Origin of the sequence: Nocardioides pinisoli (assembly GCF_024199985.1) — a bacterium.
Lineage (GTDB): Bacteria > Actinomycetota > Actinomycetes > Propionibacteriales > Nocardioidaceae > Nocardioides > Nocardioides pinisoli.
Genome location: NZ_JANARS010000009.1, coordinates 72,428 through 87,707, shown reverse-complemented (window position 1 = coordinate 87,707; position 15,280 = coordinate 72,428). Strand labels below are relative to the sequence as shown.

Here is a 15,280-nt window from a genome sequence, read left to right as displayed (position 1 = left end):
GGCCGGCCGCATCACACTCGGTGACCGGGCCCATCGTGGCCACGACACCGACCTCGAGGGGATCTCCTTGTCACGCGCAACACGCCTCAGCACCGCACTCGTCCCGGCCCTCGTCCTCGTCGCGCCGCTCGGCATCGCCGCCGCAGCGGGTACGCCGGCCGCTGCCGCCGCCACGTGCGACGGCAAGGTGCCGACGATCGTCGCCGTCGCCGGCGTCGCCACCACCGGCACCGCCGGTGACGACGTGATCCTCGGGACGGACGCCGGTGACGTCATCGACGGGGGAGCGGGCAACGACACGATCTGCGGCCTCGACGGCCGCGACACGCTCGTCGGCGGCCCCGGCGACGACCGGCTCCTCGGCGGCCTCGACGGGGAGTACTTCCCGGAGGACTCCTACCAGGGCGACCTCCTCGTCCCCGGGCCCGGGGACGACTTCGTCGACCTCGGCGACGACCCGCAGTCCGAGGACGGGTCGTGGGACGGGCCGGGCGAGTACGACCGGGTGTCCTACCGCGGCGCCGCCGGTCCGGTCTCGGTGGACCTCTCCACCGGCCGGGCGACCGGGGAGGGCACCGACACGATCGTGGTGCCGCGGTGGTCCGGGGGCGTGATCGGCTCGGCCTTCGACGACGTGCTCGTCGGGTCGGACGTGCGCGACACCATCCAGGGCGGCGGCGGTGACGACACCATCGTCGGCCGCGGCGGCGAGGACGTGCTGGAGCCCGACCGGGTCGGCCCGCAGACGATGCAGGTCTACGACCGGAGCGTCGCGCCCGGAGACGACGTCGTGCGTGCCGGTGGCGACGACGACTACGTCCTGTCGGTCCTGGGCCGCGACCGGGTCTTCGGCGACCGTGGCAAGGACGCGCTTTTCGGAACGGGGCGGGGCAGCAGCCTGGGCGGCGGCCGGGGACGGGACTACGTCGAGGCCGGGATCGGTGTCAGTGCCCACGGCGGCGCTGCCGGTGACGAGATCGACGCCCAGATCGGGCGGCGCAAGGGGCACGAGGTCGACGGCGGTCCCGGACGCGACGTGGTCCGGCTGACGGCACGCAAGGCGGAGTTCGACCCCGGCACCCGATGGGTCGTCGACGTGCCCCGCGGCAAGATCACCGCCGACGGCCGCAAGCGGCTCGCCTACGAGCGCGCGGAGGGCCTGTCGTTCTCCGGGCCGCGCGGTCGTCTGACCTACCGCGGCGGCGCCGGACGCGACGGGCTGTCGGCGAACGGCTCGATGCGGATCACGGCGTTCGGTCGCGGCGGACGCGACGAGCTGGTGGGTGGCCGGAAGGCGGACCTCCTCGACGGTGGTCCCGGCCGCGACGCGCTCGTGGGGGGCGCGGGCCGCGACCGGTGCGTCGACGGGGAGCAGCTGCGCCAGTGCGAGGTGCGCCGCTGACGCCCGGGGTTGCGTCAGCCGGCCTCACGGGGCGCCGCGGGGCTCCTCGTGGGCAGGTCCGTCGCTGAGCTCGTCGACGACGAGCAGGTCGCGACGGACCTGCCCCGCACGGAACGAGGCACGGCCCACCATGTGGCTCGACACCACGCTCGTGGCCATCTGCAGCAGCACGATGAGGACGAGCACCCCGACGACGCCCGGCTCGCGCAGGCGGAGGGCGACGCCGGTCATCACCAGCACCGTGCCGAGGACCTGGGGCTTGGTGGCCGCGTGCATGCGGCTCAGCAGGTCGGGCATGCGGACGACGCCGATGGCGGCGACGAGGGCGAGCAGCGCGCCGAGGAGGATGCACACGGCAGCGGCGAGGTCGGCCACGACGGTCCAGCTCATCGCAGACCACCGGTGCCCGGGTCGTCGCGGTCCCCGGCCTCGAGGTCGTCGCTCCGGCTGGTGTAGCGGGCGACGCTGACCGCGCCGACCATGCCGCAGCCGGCCAGCACGACGAGCATCGGCAGCGCGTAGGTCACGCCGGAGTGGGCGACGTGGAGGCCCGTCGCGCAGACGGTGACCGCGACCAGGACGTCGAGCGCGACGCTCCGGTCGAGGATGGTCGGGCCGACGGTGAGGCGTACGAGGAGGAGGGCGGCGGCGGCCGTGAGCATCGCGGCGCCGAGCACGAGCACGACGGTCATCGGGCCTCCGGGGCGGTGGGTCGCGGCGGCAGCGCCCGCAGCAGGCGCTGCTCGAGGGCCAGGGCGGTGCGGCGGAACTCTTCGGCGGCCGCGGCGTCCGGCACGTCGAGGACGTGGAGGTAGAGGGTGTGGGTGGACCGGCGGGCCTCGACGACGACCGACCCGGGGATCAGCGACAGCATGGAGGCCACGAGGGTCATCAGGAAGTCGGACGTCGTCTCGAGGTCGACCGCGACCACCGCGTTGCGCACGGGTCGGCGCCGCAGCACCACGCCGGCCACCTGGACGCTGGCGCGCACGACGTCGAGGTGGAAGCGCGCGACGACGCCCAGGAGTGGCAGCACGCGCACCGAGGACCCGAGGTCGATCGGTGGGAGCGGGAAGGTCAGGCAGACCAGCACGGCCACCAGCACGCCGCCGACGAGGAGCATCGGCGTCACGTCGCCCCAGAGCGCCAGCCAGACCACGAGCAGCCACGCCACCGCGAGCGGCTGGACGGCCCGGTGCCGGGCGGGACGCGTGGACCCGTCGCGACGGGTGCGCATGACCGGGCTCACGGGTGCTCCTCGGTCAGGACGGAGGAGAGGTAGGGGGTGCGCTCGTGCAGGTCGTCGGCCGCGCGGTCGCCCAAGGCGTAGAGCGGCCCGGCGACGACCGTCAGGAGCACGCTGGCCGTGACCAGCCCGGCGGCCGGGAGCAGCATGCCGAGGGGGGCGTGACGGTTGTCGTCGCCTGCCTCGATCAGGGTGTGGAAGTCACGCTCGGGCTCGTTGTCGTCGCCGAGCCGGCGGGCCTCCTCGATGTCGCTGCGCGACACGGTGCCGGCTGCGGTGTGGACGTGCCCGCGGTGGACGCGTACGGCGCCGGTGTCGTGCCCGGGGACCGGCTCCGCGGAGCTGGTGCCGATCGCCTCGAGCGCCTCGTGGGCCTCCAGCGGCGTGCGCCAGAAGACGACGGCCCACGTCTTCGCGACGGCGTACAGCGTCAGCAGGCTGGTCGCCGCGCCGGCGACGACCAGGGTCCAGGCGAGCGGGCTGCTGTCGAGCTGTGCGGCCTGGAACAGGCCGACCTTGCCGATGAAGCCGGAGAACGGGGGGATCCCGGCGAGGTTCATCGCCGGCACGAAGAACAGCACGGCCAGCAGCGGGGCGATCCGCGCCAGCCCGCCGATGCGCATCAGCGCGGTGCTCCCGGCGCGTCGCTCCACGAGGCCCAGGACGAGGAAGAGCGCGGTCTGGATGGTGATGTGGTGCACGACGTAGAAGGTCGTGCCCGCGGTGCCCGTGCGGCTGTCGAGCGCGATGCCGAGGATCAGGTAGCCGATGTGGCTGACGAGCGTGAAGGACAGCATGCGCTTGATGTCGGACTGGGCGATCGCGCCGAGGATGCCGATGATCATCGTCAGCAGCGCCGCCCACAGCAGCAGGTCGGTGAGCGGGCTGTCGGGGAACAGCAGGGTCTGCACCCGCAGGATGGCGTAGACGCCGACCTTGGTGAGCAGGCCGGCGAAGACCGCCGTCACCGGCGCGGGCGCGGTGGGATAGCTGTCCGGCAGCCACAGCGACAACGGGAAGACGGCCGCCTTGATGGCAAACGTCGTCAGCAGGAGGAGCTGGATCATCAGCGACACGTGGTCGGGCAGCTCGGCGAGCCGCTGGGCCAGGTGGGCCAGGGTGAGCGTGCCGGTGGCGGCGTAGGTCACCGCCAGGCTGATGAGGAAGAGGGTCGAGGACAGCAGGTTGACCAGCACGTAGATGGTGCCGGCGCGGACCCGGGCGGCCGTCCCGCCGAGGGTGAGCAGGACGTAGCTGGCGAACAGCAGCATCTCGAAGCTGACGAACAGGTTGAACAGGTCGCCGGCGAGGAACGCGTTGGCGACGCCGGCCACGAGCACGAGGAAGGTCGGGTGGTAGACCGAGATCGGTGCGCCCTCCTCGTCCTCGGTCATGCCCTGTCCGACGGAGTAGGCGAGCACCGCGAGCGTCACGACCGCACTGACCAGCAGCATCAGGGCGGCGAGCCGGTCGGCCACCAGGACGATGCCGAGCGTCTCGGGCCAGGCGCCGATCCAGACGGTCTGGGGGCCGTGGCGGTCGGCCTGGACCAGCAGCACCGCGGCCACGACGACGACCGAGCCGAGGACGGTCAGGCTGAGCCAGCGCTGGATCCGCGGGTGGTGCAGCAACGCCAGCGACGCGCCGGCGCCGAGGATCGGCAGCAGCACCGGGAGGGGGACCAGGGCGTTCACGTCGACCTCGCCTCCCTCTCGGCCGTCTCGGCGGCGTCGGCGACCAGCGGGTCGTCGTCCGGTCCCTGACCGGGGTCGCCGCTCGAGTCGTCACCCGGGTAGTCGGAGGTCGTCGCGGAGTAGGCCTCCGACGTCACGTCGCGAAGCGCCAGCCGGCGGACGATGTCGTCCTCGATGTCGTCCTGCACGTCGTCGTGGCCGTTGAGCTGCCAGCTGCGGTAGGCCATGGCCAGCACGAACGCCGTGGTGGCGAGGGTGATGACGATGGCGGTCAGCACCATCGCCTGGGGGAGCGGGTCGGTGAGGCCGGTGGTGTCGCCGCCCTTCGACACGATCGGGGCGCGCCCGGCGGGCCCGCCGGCGACCATGAAGGAGAGGCTGACGCCGTTGCCGATCATGACGATGCCGACCAGCACGCGCGACAGGCTGCGCTCGAGCACGAGGTAGACACCGCAGCCGAGCAGCGACGCGGCGACGAGGACGAGGGTCAGGTTGACGGTCATGCGGCCTCCGCCTCGGTCCGGGCCTCGCGCCGGGAGCGCTGGATGTCGCGGTCGATGTGGGAGCCGAGGGCGCGCAGCAGGTCGAGCACCAGCCCGACGACGACGAGGTAGACACCGACGTCGAAGAGGACGGACGAGACCAGGTGCAGGTCGCCGAGCAGTGGCAGGTGCAGGTCGACGACCGCCGACTGCAGGACCACGCCTCCGAAGGCCATCGGCAGGAGGGCGGCCAGTGCCGCCACGGCCAGCCCGGCCCCGATGAGTCGACCGGCGTCGACGGGTGCGGCCTCGTCGAGCTCGTAGCGGCCGCCGGCGAGGTAGCGCACGACGAGGGCGAGCCCGGTGGTCATGCCGGCGGCGAACCCGCCGCCGGGCTCGTTGTGACCGACCAGCAGCAGGTAGATCGAGATGACGACCAGCGTGTGGAAGAGCAGGCGGACGATCACCTCGAAGACGATCGAGCGCTTGTCGGGCGGCAGTGTGCGCGAGCCGGGCAGCCAGGCCCGGCGCCCGGGACCGGTGGCGACCTTCTCCACGCCTGCGGGGTAGGGGATGTCGTGCACGCGGCGGATGTCGGCGCCGCGCGCGTTGACGTAGACCAGGCTGGCCACGCCGGTGGCCGCGGCCACGAGCACCGCGAGCTCACCGAGGGTGTCCCAGGCGCGCGTGTCGACGAGGACGACGTTGACGATGTTGCCGCCCCCACCGAACTCCAGCGCCTGCTCGGGCAGCGACAGCGAGACGGGGTCGGCGGTGCGCGCAGCGCCCGCCACGAGCAGGAAGCCGGCGGTCACGACAGCCACGGCGACGCCGAGCGCGATCCGCAGGTAGCGCTGGCGGCTCAGCGGGCGGTCGGTGAAGTACTCCGGGAGCCGCCGCAGCGCGAGGACGAACACCACCACGGTCAGGGTCTCGACCAGCGCCTGGGTCAGCGCGAGGTCGGGTGCGCCCTGCAGGACGAACAGGAAGGCCGTGCCGTAGCCGGTGACGCCGACGAGCAGGACGGCCCGGATGCGGCGACGTGACCGCGCGGTCAGCACGGCCGCCGCGACGACGACGACGCCGACGACGGCCTGCGCGGGGCTGTCCCAGGCCGTCACCCGTACGTCGACGTTGCCGACCAGGGTGGATCCCGGCAGCACGACGAGGACGACCAGGATGATGGCGAGGTAGGCCGCCGCCGATCCGCGCTGCACGACACCGGTCACCTCCACGGCCGTGCGGTCGAGCCGGCGCATGCCGCCGCGGTAGGCCCGCTCCAGGCTCCAGTCGTGGGCCAGGGCGGCCTGCGCCCGGGCCACGGGCTCGCGAGCGACGAACAACGCAGCACCCGCCGCGAGCGTGACCAGGGTCAGGGCCAGCGGGAGCCCGACGCCGTGCCACAGCGACAGCTCCGGCTCGTGCACACCGGCCGGGAAGGCCTCCGCCTGGCGACCGAGCAGCGCCGTCAGCGGACCACCGAGCACACCGAGGACGAGCGAGAGCGCTGCGAGGGCGACCGGGGCGGCGACGAACGCAGGGGAGGGGGAGTGGACCGACACCGGCTCCTCGACCTCCCGGGTGCCGAAGGCGCCCCAGACGAACCGGGCCGAGTAGGCGGCGGTGAGGATCGAGCCGACCACCACGCCGGCGACGAGCAGCCACCCGGTCGTCGTACCGATCTCGGTGCCGTCACCCTCACGCGCGACGTCGACGAGCGCGACGAGCACGCTCTCCTTGGCGACATAACCCAGGAGCGGGGGAAGGCCCGCCATCGACGCGGCGGCGAGCGTGGCTGCCACGGCGAGGACGGGCAGGCGACGGCCGAGGCCCGACAGCTCGCGCAGGTCGCGGGTGCCGGTGCTGTGGTCGACCACGCCGACGACGAGGAAGAGGGTCGCCTTGAAGAGCGCGTGCGCCAGCAGCAGGGCGAGCCCGGCGAGCATCGCGCTGCGGGTGCCGGTGCCGAGGACGAGCACGAGGAAGCCGAGCTGGCTCACGGTGCCGTAGGCCAGCAGCAGCTTGAGGTCGTGCTGGCGCAGGGCACGCACGCCGCCGAGGACCATCGTCGCGAGGCCGAGCACCAGCAGGACCGTGCGCCACCCGGCGACGCCGGCGAACGCGGGGGCCAGGAGCGCGACGAGGTAGACGCCGGCCTTCACCATCGAGGCGGCGTGGAGGTAGGCGCTGACGGGGGTCGGGGCGGCCATGGCCGACGGCAGCCAGAAGTGGAAGGGCAGCAGCGCGGACTTGCTGAGGGCTCCGACGAGGAGCAGGTGGACCCCGACGGTCACGGCGGTGCCGCCCGGGGGATCGGCCAGGATCTCGGTGATGCGGAACGTCCCGGCGGCGCGGCCGACGACGATGGCGCCGACAAGCAGGACGAGGCCGCCGAAGGTCGTCACCACCAGCGCCTGGATGGCGGCACGCCGGCTGGCCCGTCGCTCGGAGTCGTGGCCGATGAGCAGGAACGAGAAGACCGTCGTCAGCTCCCAGAATACGTAGAGCAGGAGCAGGTCGTCGGCCAGGACCAGCCCCAGCATCGAGGCGATGAAGGCGACGAGGACGCCCGCGAACCGGGGGACTCCCGGCTCGTCGTCGTGGAAGTACGACGCGCAGTAGGCCAGGACGAGCGTGCCGATGCCCAGCACCACGAGCGCCATCACCCACTGGAGGGTGCCCATCGCGAGCGCCAGGTCCATGCCGAGGCTGCCGACCCACGGGTGGACCTCGACCAGCGTCTCGCCGTCGCGGACGGCGGCGCCCTGCGCGGCGACCCACACCGTGCCGACCAGCGGGACGAGCGCGATGGCCAGGAACGCCCGCGGTCCGGTGCGCAGCAGCAGCCACGGGGACAGCACCGCCGCCGCGACGAGCGCAGCGATCAGCATCAGCACAGGCGGGGGTCCTCGTCATCGATGGGGGTCGCTGCGAATCTACAGGCGCGCGGAGCGCGATCCGGCCGTGCGAGCGCTCCTGGACGAAAGATGGGGGACGGACCCCATATGTGGACCGGCGGGCTGGCGGGTGAGTCGAACACGTGTCCTATGTCGCCTAGCGTGGATACGCCACGCTCGAGATCTTGCCGCCGTCCCCTTACGCTCCCGCAAGCCGATCGTGTCGAGAACGCGCAGGCATGACGGCTCAACGCTGATGCTCGAGCGACGGGTCGCCGTGCGATCAGGGTTGAGCGACCGCACGCACCTTGCGGTGGCTCAACCGGACGGCGACGACGATGACGCCGGCCGCAAGGACCGCGACGAGCGCAGGCCAGGGGGTGTCGCCGCTGGCCGCCCCGAGCATGCCGCTGAAGCACAGCATCATCAGCACAGCGTTGGGGACGATGACTAGAAGTCGAAGCGGGTCAGCCTGTGGGACCCGCTTGGGCACGGCGTGCCAGGCGAGAGGTGCTGCGAGGCAGAGAAGCGCAGCACCCAAGAGCATGTCGTGCCCGCTCTGGGGCGACGCCGTGAGGAAGGCGACCACTGCTCCGTACACGAGCAACATCGCTTCGACCGCCGCCGTAATCGCAAGGACACGCTCTCGTCTATCCACGTCGGCACGGTACGTCTGCTCAACCGGTTGATGGAACACCCTGGGGTCGGCAGACCCGTGTTGGCGGTCAGCGCAGGCTGGGAGCGCTGCGCGAGTCGACATGCTTGCGCTGCTCGGCGGCGTGGCCGCGGCGTGCGTCGAGGTGTTCGCGCAGGATGGCCGTCCACGCGTCGTGGTCGACCCATCCGTTCCGGTTCGCTGCCAGGAGCTTGAGGAGGGCGTCGGCACGGCGCTTGTTCGTCAGCCTGGCCGCCCGGTCGCCCAGGCTGAGCTCGAGGGTCCGGAAGAACTGCTCGAGCGGCCCGGTGGACACCGGGAACCCGTCGGACGGGTCCGGCCGCGAAGCGGCCTGCGTCCGGATCAGGCCGTCCAGGCGCACGGCGGACATCTCCGCGGTCCTGAACCCGGGCTCTGCCGCAGCGCGCTTGCGGAGGGCGCTGCGGTAGGCGTCCCAGTTCTCCTCGGACAGCTGCGCGTACTGCAGCTTGCCTAGGAGCGGGTCGCTGGGGTCGCGCTGCACAGGTGCGGGCAGGTTGTCGGCCAGGTTCCGCCGCAGGTGCCACTCACAGCGCCACTTCTCAGCGTCCGGCCACGCCTTGGCGGCGCCCTTCACGACGGGCCCGCCGCCGTCGGTGACCACCCACTGCGGTTGTCCATCCAGCGTCCGAAGGAGGCGGTCCCAGGCCGCGATGTTGAGCTTCGGGACGGCTTCGACGGCGGCCACGATGGAACGGCCGCGGTCGTCGCGGGCCATGACGCCCAGGACGTAGAAAGCCAGTGCGGAGGAGCCGTCGCCAAGGCGGTGCTTGAACGTGTCCTCGTCGAGGAGAACCGCGCTGGGCCAGGCCTTGGGTGCGTGCGCCGACCAGATCACCGGAGCGAAGACGTCCACCCAGTCCGACACGAGCTGGCCGTGCTGGGTCGCTGGCGGCAGCTTCGTCTTCCCGTTCGAGCCCACGCCCGCCCGCTTCTCCAGCGGCCGGCCGGCTCGCTCGCGCACCGCAGCCGCCGTTCCGCGGTAGCTCGCGCCGACCGCGACCTGGGTCAGCGCCCACGCCACGTCCCGAGCGGAGAAGCCGTACAGCCGAGGCGCCGGCTGTCCCTCCCACGGCTGGAGCGTCGTCTGGCACTCGGCACACGAATGCGCCTCCCCAGGACCGGCCGTGATGCGAGGCAGGGTCTCGGTGAACCGGTGGCGCTCACCCGTCTTCGGCTGACACCACCACCGTTGACGACGCTGGCCCTCTCGTCCGTACCAACCGGCGCGCACGACCGTCGAGTTCCTGTGCCTCTTGTCGGGGCAAGCGGGAGTTTCCATAGAAACTCCAGCGTGCCACATCCACGCTAGGCGACATAGGACACGTGTTCTATTGTTCATCGGTGCCGCGCCAGCCTCCGTTCCACGTGTGGGTGGACCTAACGGGCAGGTGGTCGGCGCCGGCGCCGGGAGTCCTGCTGGCCTGGCGGCATTCCGATCGTCGCGGCTGGGAGGCATGGGTCGTGCGCGTCGAGTCGTACCCGACGGGTGTCGGGTCCGAGGTGCTGATGTCGCAGTCGTGGGTCTCGGCGGCGCTGGTGCGACCTGCGGACGGCGCGAGGGGGCCGTAGTCCCGCAGGGGACGGAAGCATGACATCGGTGTGGTTCGGCGATCCACGCTATCTGACATAATGTCAATTATCGGCGAATTGGGACGTCAGCGGTGCAGCTCCCGCTCCAGCTCCCGGGCCAGCTCCACCGAGGCCTCGATCTCCGCCAGACGGATCGAGACGCTCTCGACGTTGAGGCCGAACGGAACACCGAGGCGCCGGCAGTAGGCGATCAGCTCGCGTGCCGCGCCCAGCGAGTGCTCGTAGGACGCCTGCAGGGTGTCGTCCGCGTGGCGCAGGTCGTTCTGGATCCAGCGCGGCACGTCGACGCCGAGCCAGTCCAGGAACTCCAGGGTCCTCAGGGAGCCGCACACCGAGAACGTGAACACGATCGGCACGGGCTCGATGTCGCGCGCGGCGCACTCGTAGCGGTAGTCCGACACCATGTTCTTCGCAGCGTTGACGTCGTAGACGACCTGGGTGACGAAGAACGAGCACCCGGCCTCCTGCTTGGCGACGAGGCGCAGGTGCTCCTCGCCCCGGCGCGTGTGCCGCTCCGGGATCGCGACGCCTCCGAGCGGCAGGTCGGGCCGGGCCTGGGCCCACAGCTCCTGGGCGCGGACGAGTGACGTCGCGGACCGCTTGTGCCGCGACGAGGCGCCGACGAACACCGTGAGCGCCTGTCCGGCGTCCTGGGCCTCCAGCCACCCGCGGAGGTCGTCCTCCTCGTACTTGCCGACGGCCCGGTAGACCACGACCGGCGTGCTCCAGTCCGCGAGGTGCTCGGCCAGGAAGGTCGCAGGATCGATCGTGGGCAGGAACGGGAACGGCCGCTCCTGCGGGTTGCGGTCGCTCTCGTCGTCGATGTCGTAGAGGACGAGGCCGTCGAGTGCCACGGCGCCCAAGCGCTTGCGCGTCACGTCGGCGATCTCCTGGGCACGCTCGCGCGTCACCGTCGTCCGAGGGGGAGTCAGCGCGAAGAGCAGGAACTCGCTCCCCCGTGCTGCGATCCGTTGTGCCAGGTCCACCGGGCGAAGGTAGCCGACGCCGCCGACCCCGTTCAGGCGAACTTCCCGTACTTCTTGTGCATCGCCTGTTTCGAGACGCCGAGCATGGTGCCGATCTCGGCCCAGGAGAAGCCGTGGATCCGGGCCCGCCGCACCGCGACGGCCTCGGCGGCCGCGAGGTCGTGCTTGGCGCGCGCGATGCGCATCAGCTCCTCGAGCGGGTCCTGCTCCCCCGGGTCCTCGGCGTCCACGGCTGTCAACATGCGTCAACTGTCGTTGACAACACGGCTGATGTCAACCCTTGTTGACGACCGTGGAACGACGGTCAGGACTGGTCCTTGGTCAGGTGCAGGAGCCACTGGGTGCCGCCGGTGTGGATCAGTGCGTAGCGGCGCGTGCCGTCGCGACCGTGCAGCGAGAACACCAGCCGGCGCACGTCGCGCGAGTGCTCCTCCCACGTCCCGGTGTCGGCGATGGACTTGTGCTCCTCCTCGTACGCGACGTGGTCGAGGTCGTGGTCGTCGACAGCGATGGCCAGCCGGTCGCGCCGGCTGTCGTCCGGCAGTCCCTTGGGCACCGCCCAGCTCCGCAGGACGCCGTCCTCCTCGAGCCTCAGGTCGAAGTGCGGGCTCGGGCGCCGGTGGTCGTGCAGGACGAACCGGGCCGCCTCCGCCCCGCTCACCCGAGCCGTCTGACCTGGTAGGTCCCGACCGTCGTCGCGACGACCTCGCCGGCCGCGTCGGTCAGCGTCGCCTCCAGCACGAACTCCCCCTTGCCGGTGGCGAGCGCGTCGGCCCGCACCCGGGCGACCTCGTCGTCGGAGAGCGACGCCGAGGCTCGTACGACGCCGACCGCCGGTCGCCGGAACCGGATCGTGGACTCCTTGACGAGCGGCACGAAGCCGGCGAGCTCGCCGTCACCGGTGAGGTCGAAGGTGCCCAGGCTCAGGAGGCCGCCGAGCATCTCGGCGACGCTGAACAGCGAGCCGGCATAGGTGACGCCGAAGTGGTTGACGTTGCGCTCCGGCGGCAGCTCGGCCACGGCCCGACCGGGACCGACCTCGACGACGCGGACGCCCATGGCCTCCAGGATCGGGACCGATCCGACGGCCTGCACTGCCTCCACTCTCAACGTATAGGCCATCAGGGGGCTTGCCGCAAGGCCCCGGTCGACGCTCACACTGCACGGCGTGACGCAGCAGGACACCGCACCCTTCGCCCTCCCCGACGCCCTCGCCGCCAAGGCCGATCCCGCCCTGATCGACCGCGACCGTGAGCACTTCACCCGGATCGCCACCGGTCTGGAGCGCGCCGTCGCCGACCTCGAGCAGCGCCTGGCGGAGACCAGGAGGACCGGTGCCCGGCACGGCACGGCCGCCCTCGAGCGCGACCAGGAGGTGCACCGGCTCACCGCCCGGCTGCGGGCGCTGCGCCGCTACGACCTCGACCTCTGCCTCGGACGCATCGTGCACGCCGGCGGCGACGGAGAGGAGGGCGGGACGACGTACGTCGGCCGCTTCGGCCTCGCCGACCCCGACGGCCGGCGCCTGCTCGTCGACTGGCGCTCCCCCGCCGCCGAGCCGTTCTTCGCCGCCACCCACGCGCACCCGCAGGGGCTGGTGAGCCGCCGGCGCTACCGCTGGGTCCGCGGACGCATCGTCGACTACTGGGACGAGGCGTTCACCGAGGAGGGGCTGACCCACACCGCGGCCCTCGACGACCAGTCCGCCTTCATCGCCACCCTCGGCGCGAGCCGCACGCCCCGGATGCGCGACGTGCTGGGCACCATCCAGGCCGACCAGGACGCCATCGTCCGGGCCGGCTCGCGCGGCACCTTGGTGGTCGACGGCGGACCCGGCACCGGCAAGACGGTCGTCGCGCTGCACCGCACCGCCTACCTCCTCTACGCCGATCCCCGGCTCGGGCACCGCCGCGGCGGCGTGCTGTTCGTCGGGCCGCACCAGCCCTACCTCGCCTACGTCGGCGACGTGCTGCCGAGCCTCGGCGAGGAGGGCGTGCAGACGTGCACGCTGCGAGACCTCGTGCCCGAGGTGGCCAGGGCGGCTGAGGTCGATGAGCGGGTGGCCGCGCTCAAGGCGGACCTGCGGATGGTCGAGGCGATCGAGCCGGCCGTCGCGCTCTACGAGGAGCCGCCCACCGAGTCCTACCTCGTCGAGACCGCCTGGGGCGACGTCCGCATCACCGCAGCCGAGTGGGCGGAGGCCTTCGACTCCCCCGACCCCGGCACGCCGCACAACCTCGCCCGCGACGACGTCTGGGACGAGGTGCTCACCATCCTCGTCGACAAGGCCGCGGACGTCGTGGAGGACCTCTCCCCCGACGACCTCCGCCGCGTCCTCGACCACCACGCCGGACTGCGCGGCACGTTCGACCGCGCGTGGCCGCTGATCGAGCACACCGACCTCGTGGGCGACCTCTGGACGGTGCCGGCCTACCTGCGCCACTGCGCGCCGTGGCTCGAGCCGGACGAGGTCCGCGCGCTGCGTCGTGAGGACCCCGAGGCGTGGACGTGGGCCGACCTCCCCCTGCTCGACGCCGCGCGGCTTCGGCTCGGCGACCCCGAGGCCTCGCGACGGAGGCGTCGTACGCACGCGGCCGAGGCCCGCGAGCGCGCGCGGATGGGCGAGGTCATCGACGACCTGCGCACCACGGCCCTCGAGACGGGCGCCGACGGGCTCGGTGAGGGCCTGGTGTCGATGCTCGTCCACGACGACCTGCAGACCGCCCTGGTGGACGACGCCGCGCTCCCGACGTCGGACGTCGACCGGCTCGCGGGTCCGTTCGCGCACGTCGTCGTCGACGAGGCGCAGGAGCTGAGTGACGCCGAGTGGGCGATGCTGCTGCGGCGCTGCCCCTCCCGCAGCCTCACCGTGGTCGGCGACCGGGCGCAGGCCCGTCACGGCTTCGCGGAGTCGTGGTCCGAGCGGCTGGCGCGCGTCGGGCTGGACGACGTCACGGTCTCGCCGCTCACGGTCAACTACCGCACGCCGGCCGAGGTGATGGCCGAGGCGGAGCCGGTGATCCGCGCAGCGCTCCCCGAGGCCAACGTGCCCACGTCGGTCCGCGAGAGCGGCGTCCCGGTGCTGCACGCCCGGGTCGCGGAGCGCGACGCGATCGTCGCCGCCTGGCTCTCCGAGCACGCCGAGGGGACGGCGGTGGTCGTCGGCGACCCGACCTGCGCCGACACGGCGCGGGTCCGCTCGCTCGCGCCCGAGCTGGTCAAGGGGCTCGAGTTCGACCTCGTGGTGCTGGTCGACCCCGACCGCTTCGGCGACGGCGTGGCCGGGGCGGTCGACCGCTACGTCGCGATGACGCGGGCCACCCAGCGTCTGGTCGTGCTCACGTGAGGCCCGCGACGGCGTACGTCGTCGTGCCGCGGGTCACCGGACGAGCGTCGCCCGCAGGGCGGTGATGTCGGCGGTGCCGACCCGGCAGCAGCCACCGACGAGCCGGGCCCCCGCGGCCACCCAGTCGGCGACGTCGGCCGGGTCGAACGCCGATCGTCCCTCCCACGACCGGGTCGCGGCGTTCCAGCCCTGCCCCGAGTTGGGGTAGACGACCGCGGGGCCGTGCGCGCCGGCGACGGCCACCGCGGCACCCGCGTCGGCGGGCGAGGTGCAGTTGACGCCGACGGCGATGACCTCGGCGACGTCGGCCGCCATCGCGAACGCCTCACCGATGGGCTCGCCGGCGCGGGTCAGGCCGTCGGCGGTGGACAGCGACAGCCACGCCGGCACGCCGCTGCCGTCGAGCTCGGCGAGCACGGCCTCGACCTCGGCGAGGCACGGGATCGTCTCCACCGCGAGCACGTCGGCGTGCTCACCGACGGTCGAGGCCAGGACGTCGAGCCGCGGGCGGTGGAACTCCCTCAGGCCGGCCACGCCGAGGGCGTAGTCGCCGCGGTACTCCGACCCGTCGGCCAGGACGGCGCCGTAGGGTCCGACCGACGCGGCCACCCACCCGTCGGGCGCGACGTCGTCGCGAGCGGCCGCGGCGAGCTCGACGCTCCGGCGCAGCAGGTGCTCGACCTCGGCGCGGTCGGCCCCCTCGGCGCCGAAGCCCTCGAAGGACACCTGGTAGGACGCCGTGGTCGCGACCTCCGCCCCCGCGGTGAAGAACTCGCGGTGCGCACGCTCGATCGCGGCCGGGTCGTCGCGCAGCAGTCGCGCCGACCACAGGTCGCTGGACAGGTCGTGGCCGTGCTCCTCGAGCAGGGTGGCGAGGCCGCCGTCGAGGACGACGGGACGCCGGGCGACGCTCTCGCGCAGGTCGCGTGGACTCATGGCT

15 protein-coding genes are annotated in these 15,280 nt (G+C 72.7%); 2 read left to right on the top strand and 13 right to left on the bottom strand.

What is annotated here, in order from left to right; genetic code table 11:
* The first annotated feature begins 67 nt into the window (after positions 1-67).
* Positions 68-1,402: a calcium-binding protein gene (locus NCI01_RS18500; RefSeq protein WP_254182963.1), complete on the top strand. Its 1,335-nt coding sequence runs from the start codon at positions 68-70 to the stop codon at positions 1,400-1,402.
* 24 nt (positions 1,403-1,426) lie between these two features.
* On the opposite strand, the gene mnhG is transcribed toward NCI01_RS18500, so the two are convergent.
* The 12 genes from mnhG to NCI01_RS18440 all read right to left on the bottom strand — a co-directional run bounded on the left by mnhG (position 1,427) and on the right by NCI01_RS18440 (position 12,098).
* Positions 1,427-1,792, bottom strand: coding sequence for a monovalent cation/H(+) antiporter subunit G (gene mnhG / locus NCI01_RS18495; RefSeq protein WP_172261327.1), 366 nt, complete (start codon positions 1,790-1,792; stop codon positions 1,427-1,429).
* On the bottom strand, positions 1,789-2,094 hold the full coding sequence (locus NCI01_RS18490; protein ID WP_172261326.1) for a monovalent cation/H+ antiporter complex subunit F: 306 nt from the start codon (positions 2,092-2,094) through the stop codon (positions 1,789-1,791). Before NCI01_RS18490 ends, mnhG begins: the two co-directional genes overlap by 4 nt.
* Positions 2,091-2,651 carry a Na+/H+ antiporter subunit E gene (locus NCI01_RS18485; protein WP_216659141.1) on the bottom strand — a complete coding sequence of 187 codons (561 nt, stop codon included), beginning with the start codon at positions 2,649-2,651 and terminating at the stop codon, positions 2,091-2,093. Before NCI01_RS18485 ends, NCI01_RS18490 begins: the two co-directional genes overlap by 4 nt.
* A complete protein-coding gene (locus NCI01_RS18480; RefSeq protein WP_254182962.1) occupies positions 2,648-4,342 on the bottom strand; it encodes a Na+/H+ antiporter subunit D in 1,695 nt (564 codons plus the stop codon). Before NCI01_RS18480 ends, NCI01_RS18485 begins: the two co-directional genes overlap by 4 nt.
* Complete coding sequence (locus NCI01_RS18475) at positions 4,339-4,845, bottom strand: Na(+)/H(+) antiporter subunit C (protein WP_172261324.1); 507 nt, start codon at positions 4,843-4,845, stop codon at positions 4,339-4,341. The genes NCI01_RS18480 and NCI01_RS18475 overlap by 4 nt, the downstream gene beginning before the upstream one ends.
* Positions 4,842-7,715, bottom strand: a complete 2,874-nt coding sequence (locus NCI01_RS18470; RefSeq protein ID WP_254182961.1) for a Na+/H+ antiporter subunit A — start codon at positions 7,713-7,715, stop codon at positions 4,842-4,844. Before NCI01_RS18470 ends, NCI01_RS18475 begins: the two co-directional genes overlap by 4 nt.
* 289 nt (positions 7,716-8,004) lie before the next feature.
* On the bottom strand, positions 8,005-8,379 hold the full coding sequence (locus NCI01_RS18465) for a hypothetical protein (RefSeq protein WP_254182960.1): 375 nt from the start codon (positions 8,377-8,379) through the stop codon (positions 8,005-8,007).
* Between the two features lie 67 nt (positions 8,380-8,446).
* Complete coding sequence (locus tag NCI01_RS18460) at positions 8,447-9,439, bottom strand: transposase (RefSeq protein WP_254182959.1); 993 nt, start codon at positions 9,437-9,439, stop codon at positions 8,447-8,449.
* Between the two features lie 634 nt (positions 9,440-10,073).
* Positions 10,074-10,994 carry a methylenetetrahydrofolate reductase gene (locus NCI01_RS18455; RefSeq protein ID WP_254182958.1) on the bottom strand — a complete coding sequence of 307 codons (921 nt, stop codon included), beginning with the start codon at positions 10,992-10,994 and terminating at the stop codon, positions 10,074-10,076.
* 32 nt (positions 10,995-11,026) lie between these two features.
* The gene (locus tag NCI01_RS18450; RefSeq protein WP_254182957.1) at positions 11,027-11,236 is read right to left on the bottom strand and encodes a helix-turn-helix domain-containing protein; all 210 of its coding nucleotides are present in this window, start codon (positions 11,234-11,236) and stop codon (positions 11,027-11,029) included.
* Positions 11,237-11,298: 62 nt separating this feature from the next.
* Entirely contained in the window at positions 11,299-11,655 is a 357-nt protein-coding gene (locus NCI01_RS18445) for a DNA polymerase ligase N-terminal domain-containing protein (protein ID WP_254182956.1), read from the bottom strand.
* Entirely contained in the window at positions 11,652-12,098 is a 447-nt protein-coding gene (locus tag NCI01_RS18440) for a PaaI family thioesterase (protein ID WP_254182955.1), read from the bottom strand. Before NCI01_RS18440 ends, NCI01_RS18445 begins: the two co-directional genes overlap by 4 nt.
* Positions 12,099-12,162: 64 nt before the next feature.
* On the opposite strand from NCI01_RS18440, the gene helR reads away from it, so the two are divergent.
* A complete protein-coding gene (helR, locus tag NCI01_RS18435; RefSeq protein ID WP_254182954.1) occupies positions 12,163-14,340 on the top strand; it encodes an RNA polymerase recycling motor ATPase HelR in 2,178 nt (725 codons plus the stop codon).
* 33 nt (positions 14,341-14,373) lie between these two features.
* Here the strand turns inward: helR and mmuM are convergent, their stop codons facing one another.
* Positions 14,374-15,276: a homocysteine S-methyltransferase gene (mmuM, locus tag NCI01_RS18430; RefSeq protein ID WP_254182953.1), complete on the bottom strand. Its 903-nt coding sequence runs from the start codon at positions 15,274-15,276 to the stop codon at positions 14,374-14,376.
* Between the last annotated feature and the right edge of the window lie 4 nt (positions 15,277-15,280).

Coding starts and splice junctions, on each gene's coding strand:
- mnhG (WP_172261327.1), bottom strand. CDS start 1,792: ATGAGCTGGACCGTCGTGGCCGACCTCGCCGCTGCCGTGTGCATCCTC.
- NCI01_RS18490 (WP_172261326.1), bottom strand. CDS start 2,094: ATGACCGTCGTGCTCGTGCTCGGCGCCGCGATGCTCACGGCCGCCGCC.
- NCI01_RS18475 (WP_172261324.1), bottom strand. CDS start 4,845: ATGACCGTCAACCTGACCCTCGTCCTCGTCGCCGCGTCGCTGCTCGGC.
- NCI01_RS18470 (WP_254182961.1), bottom strand. CDS start 7,715: ATGCTGATCGCTGCGCTCGTCGCGGCGGCGGTGCTGTCCCCGTGGCTG.
- NCI01_RS18450 (WP_254182957.1), bottom strand. CDS start 11,236: ATGTTGACAGCCGTGGACGCCGAGGACCCGGGGGAGCAGGACCCGCTC.
- mmuM (WP_254182953.1), bottom strand. CDS start 15,276: ATGAGTCCACGCGACCTGCGCGAGAGCGTCGCCCGGCGTCCCGTCGTC.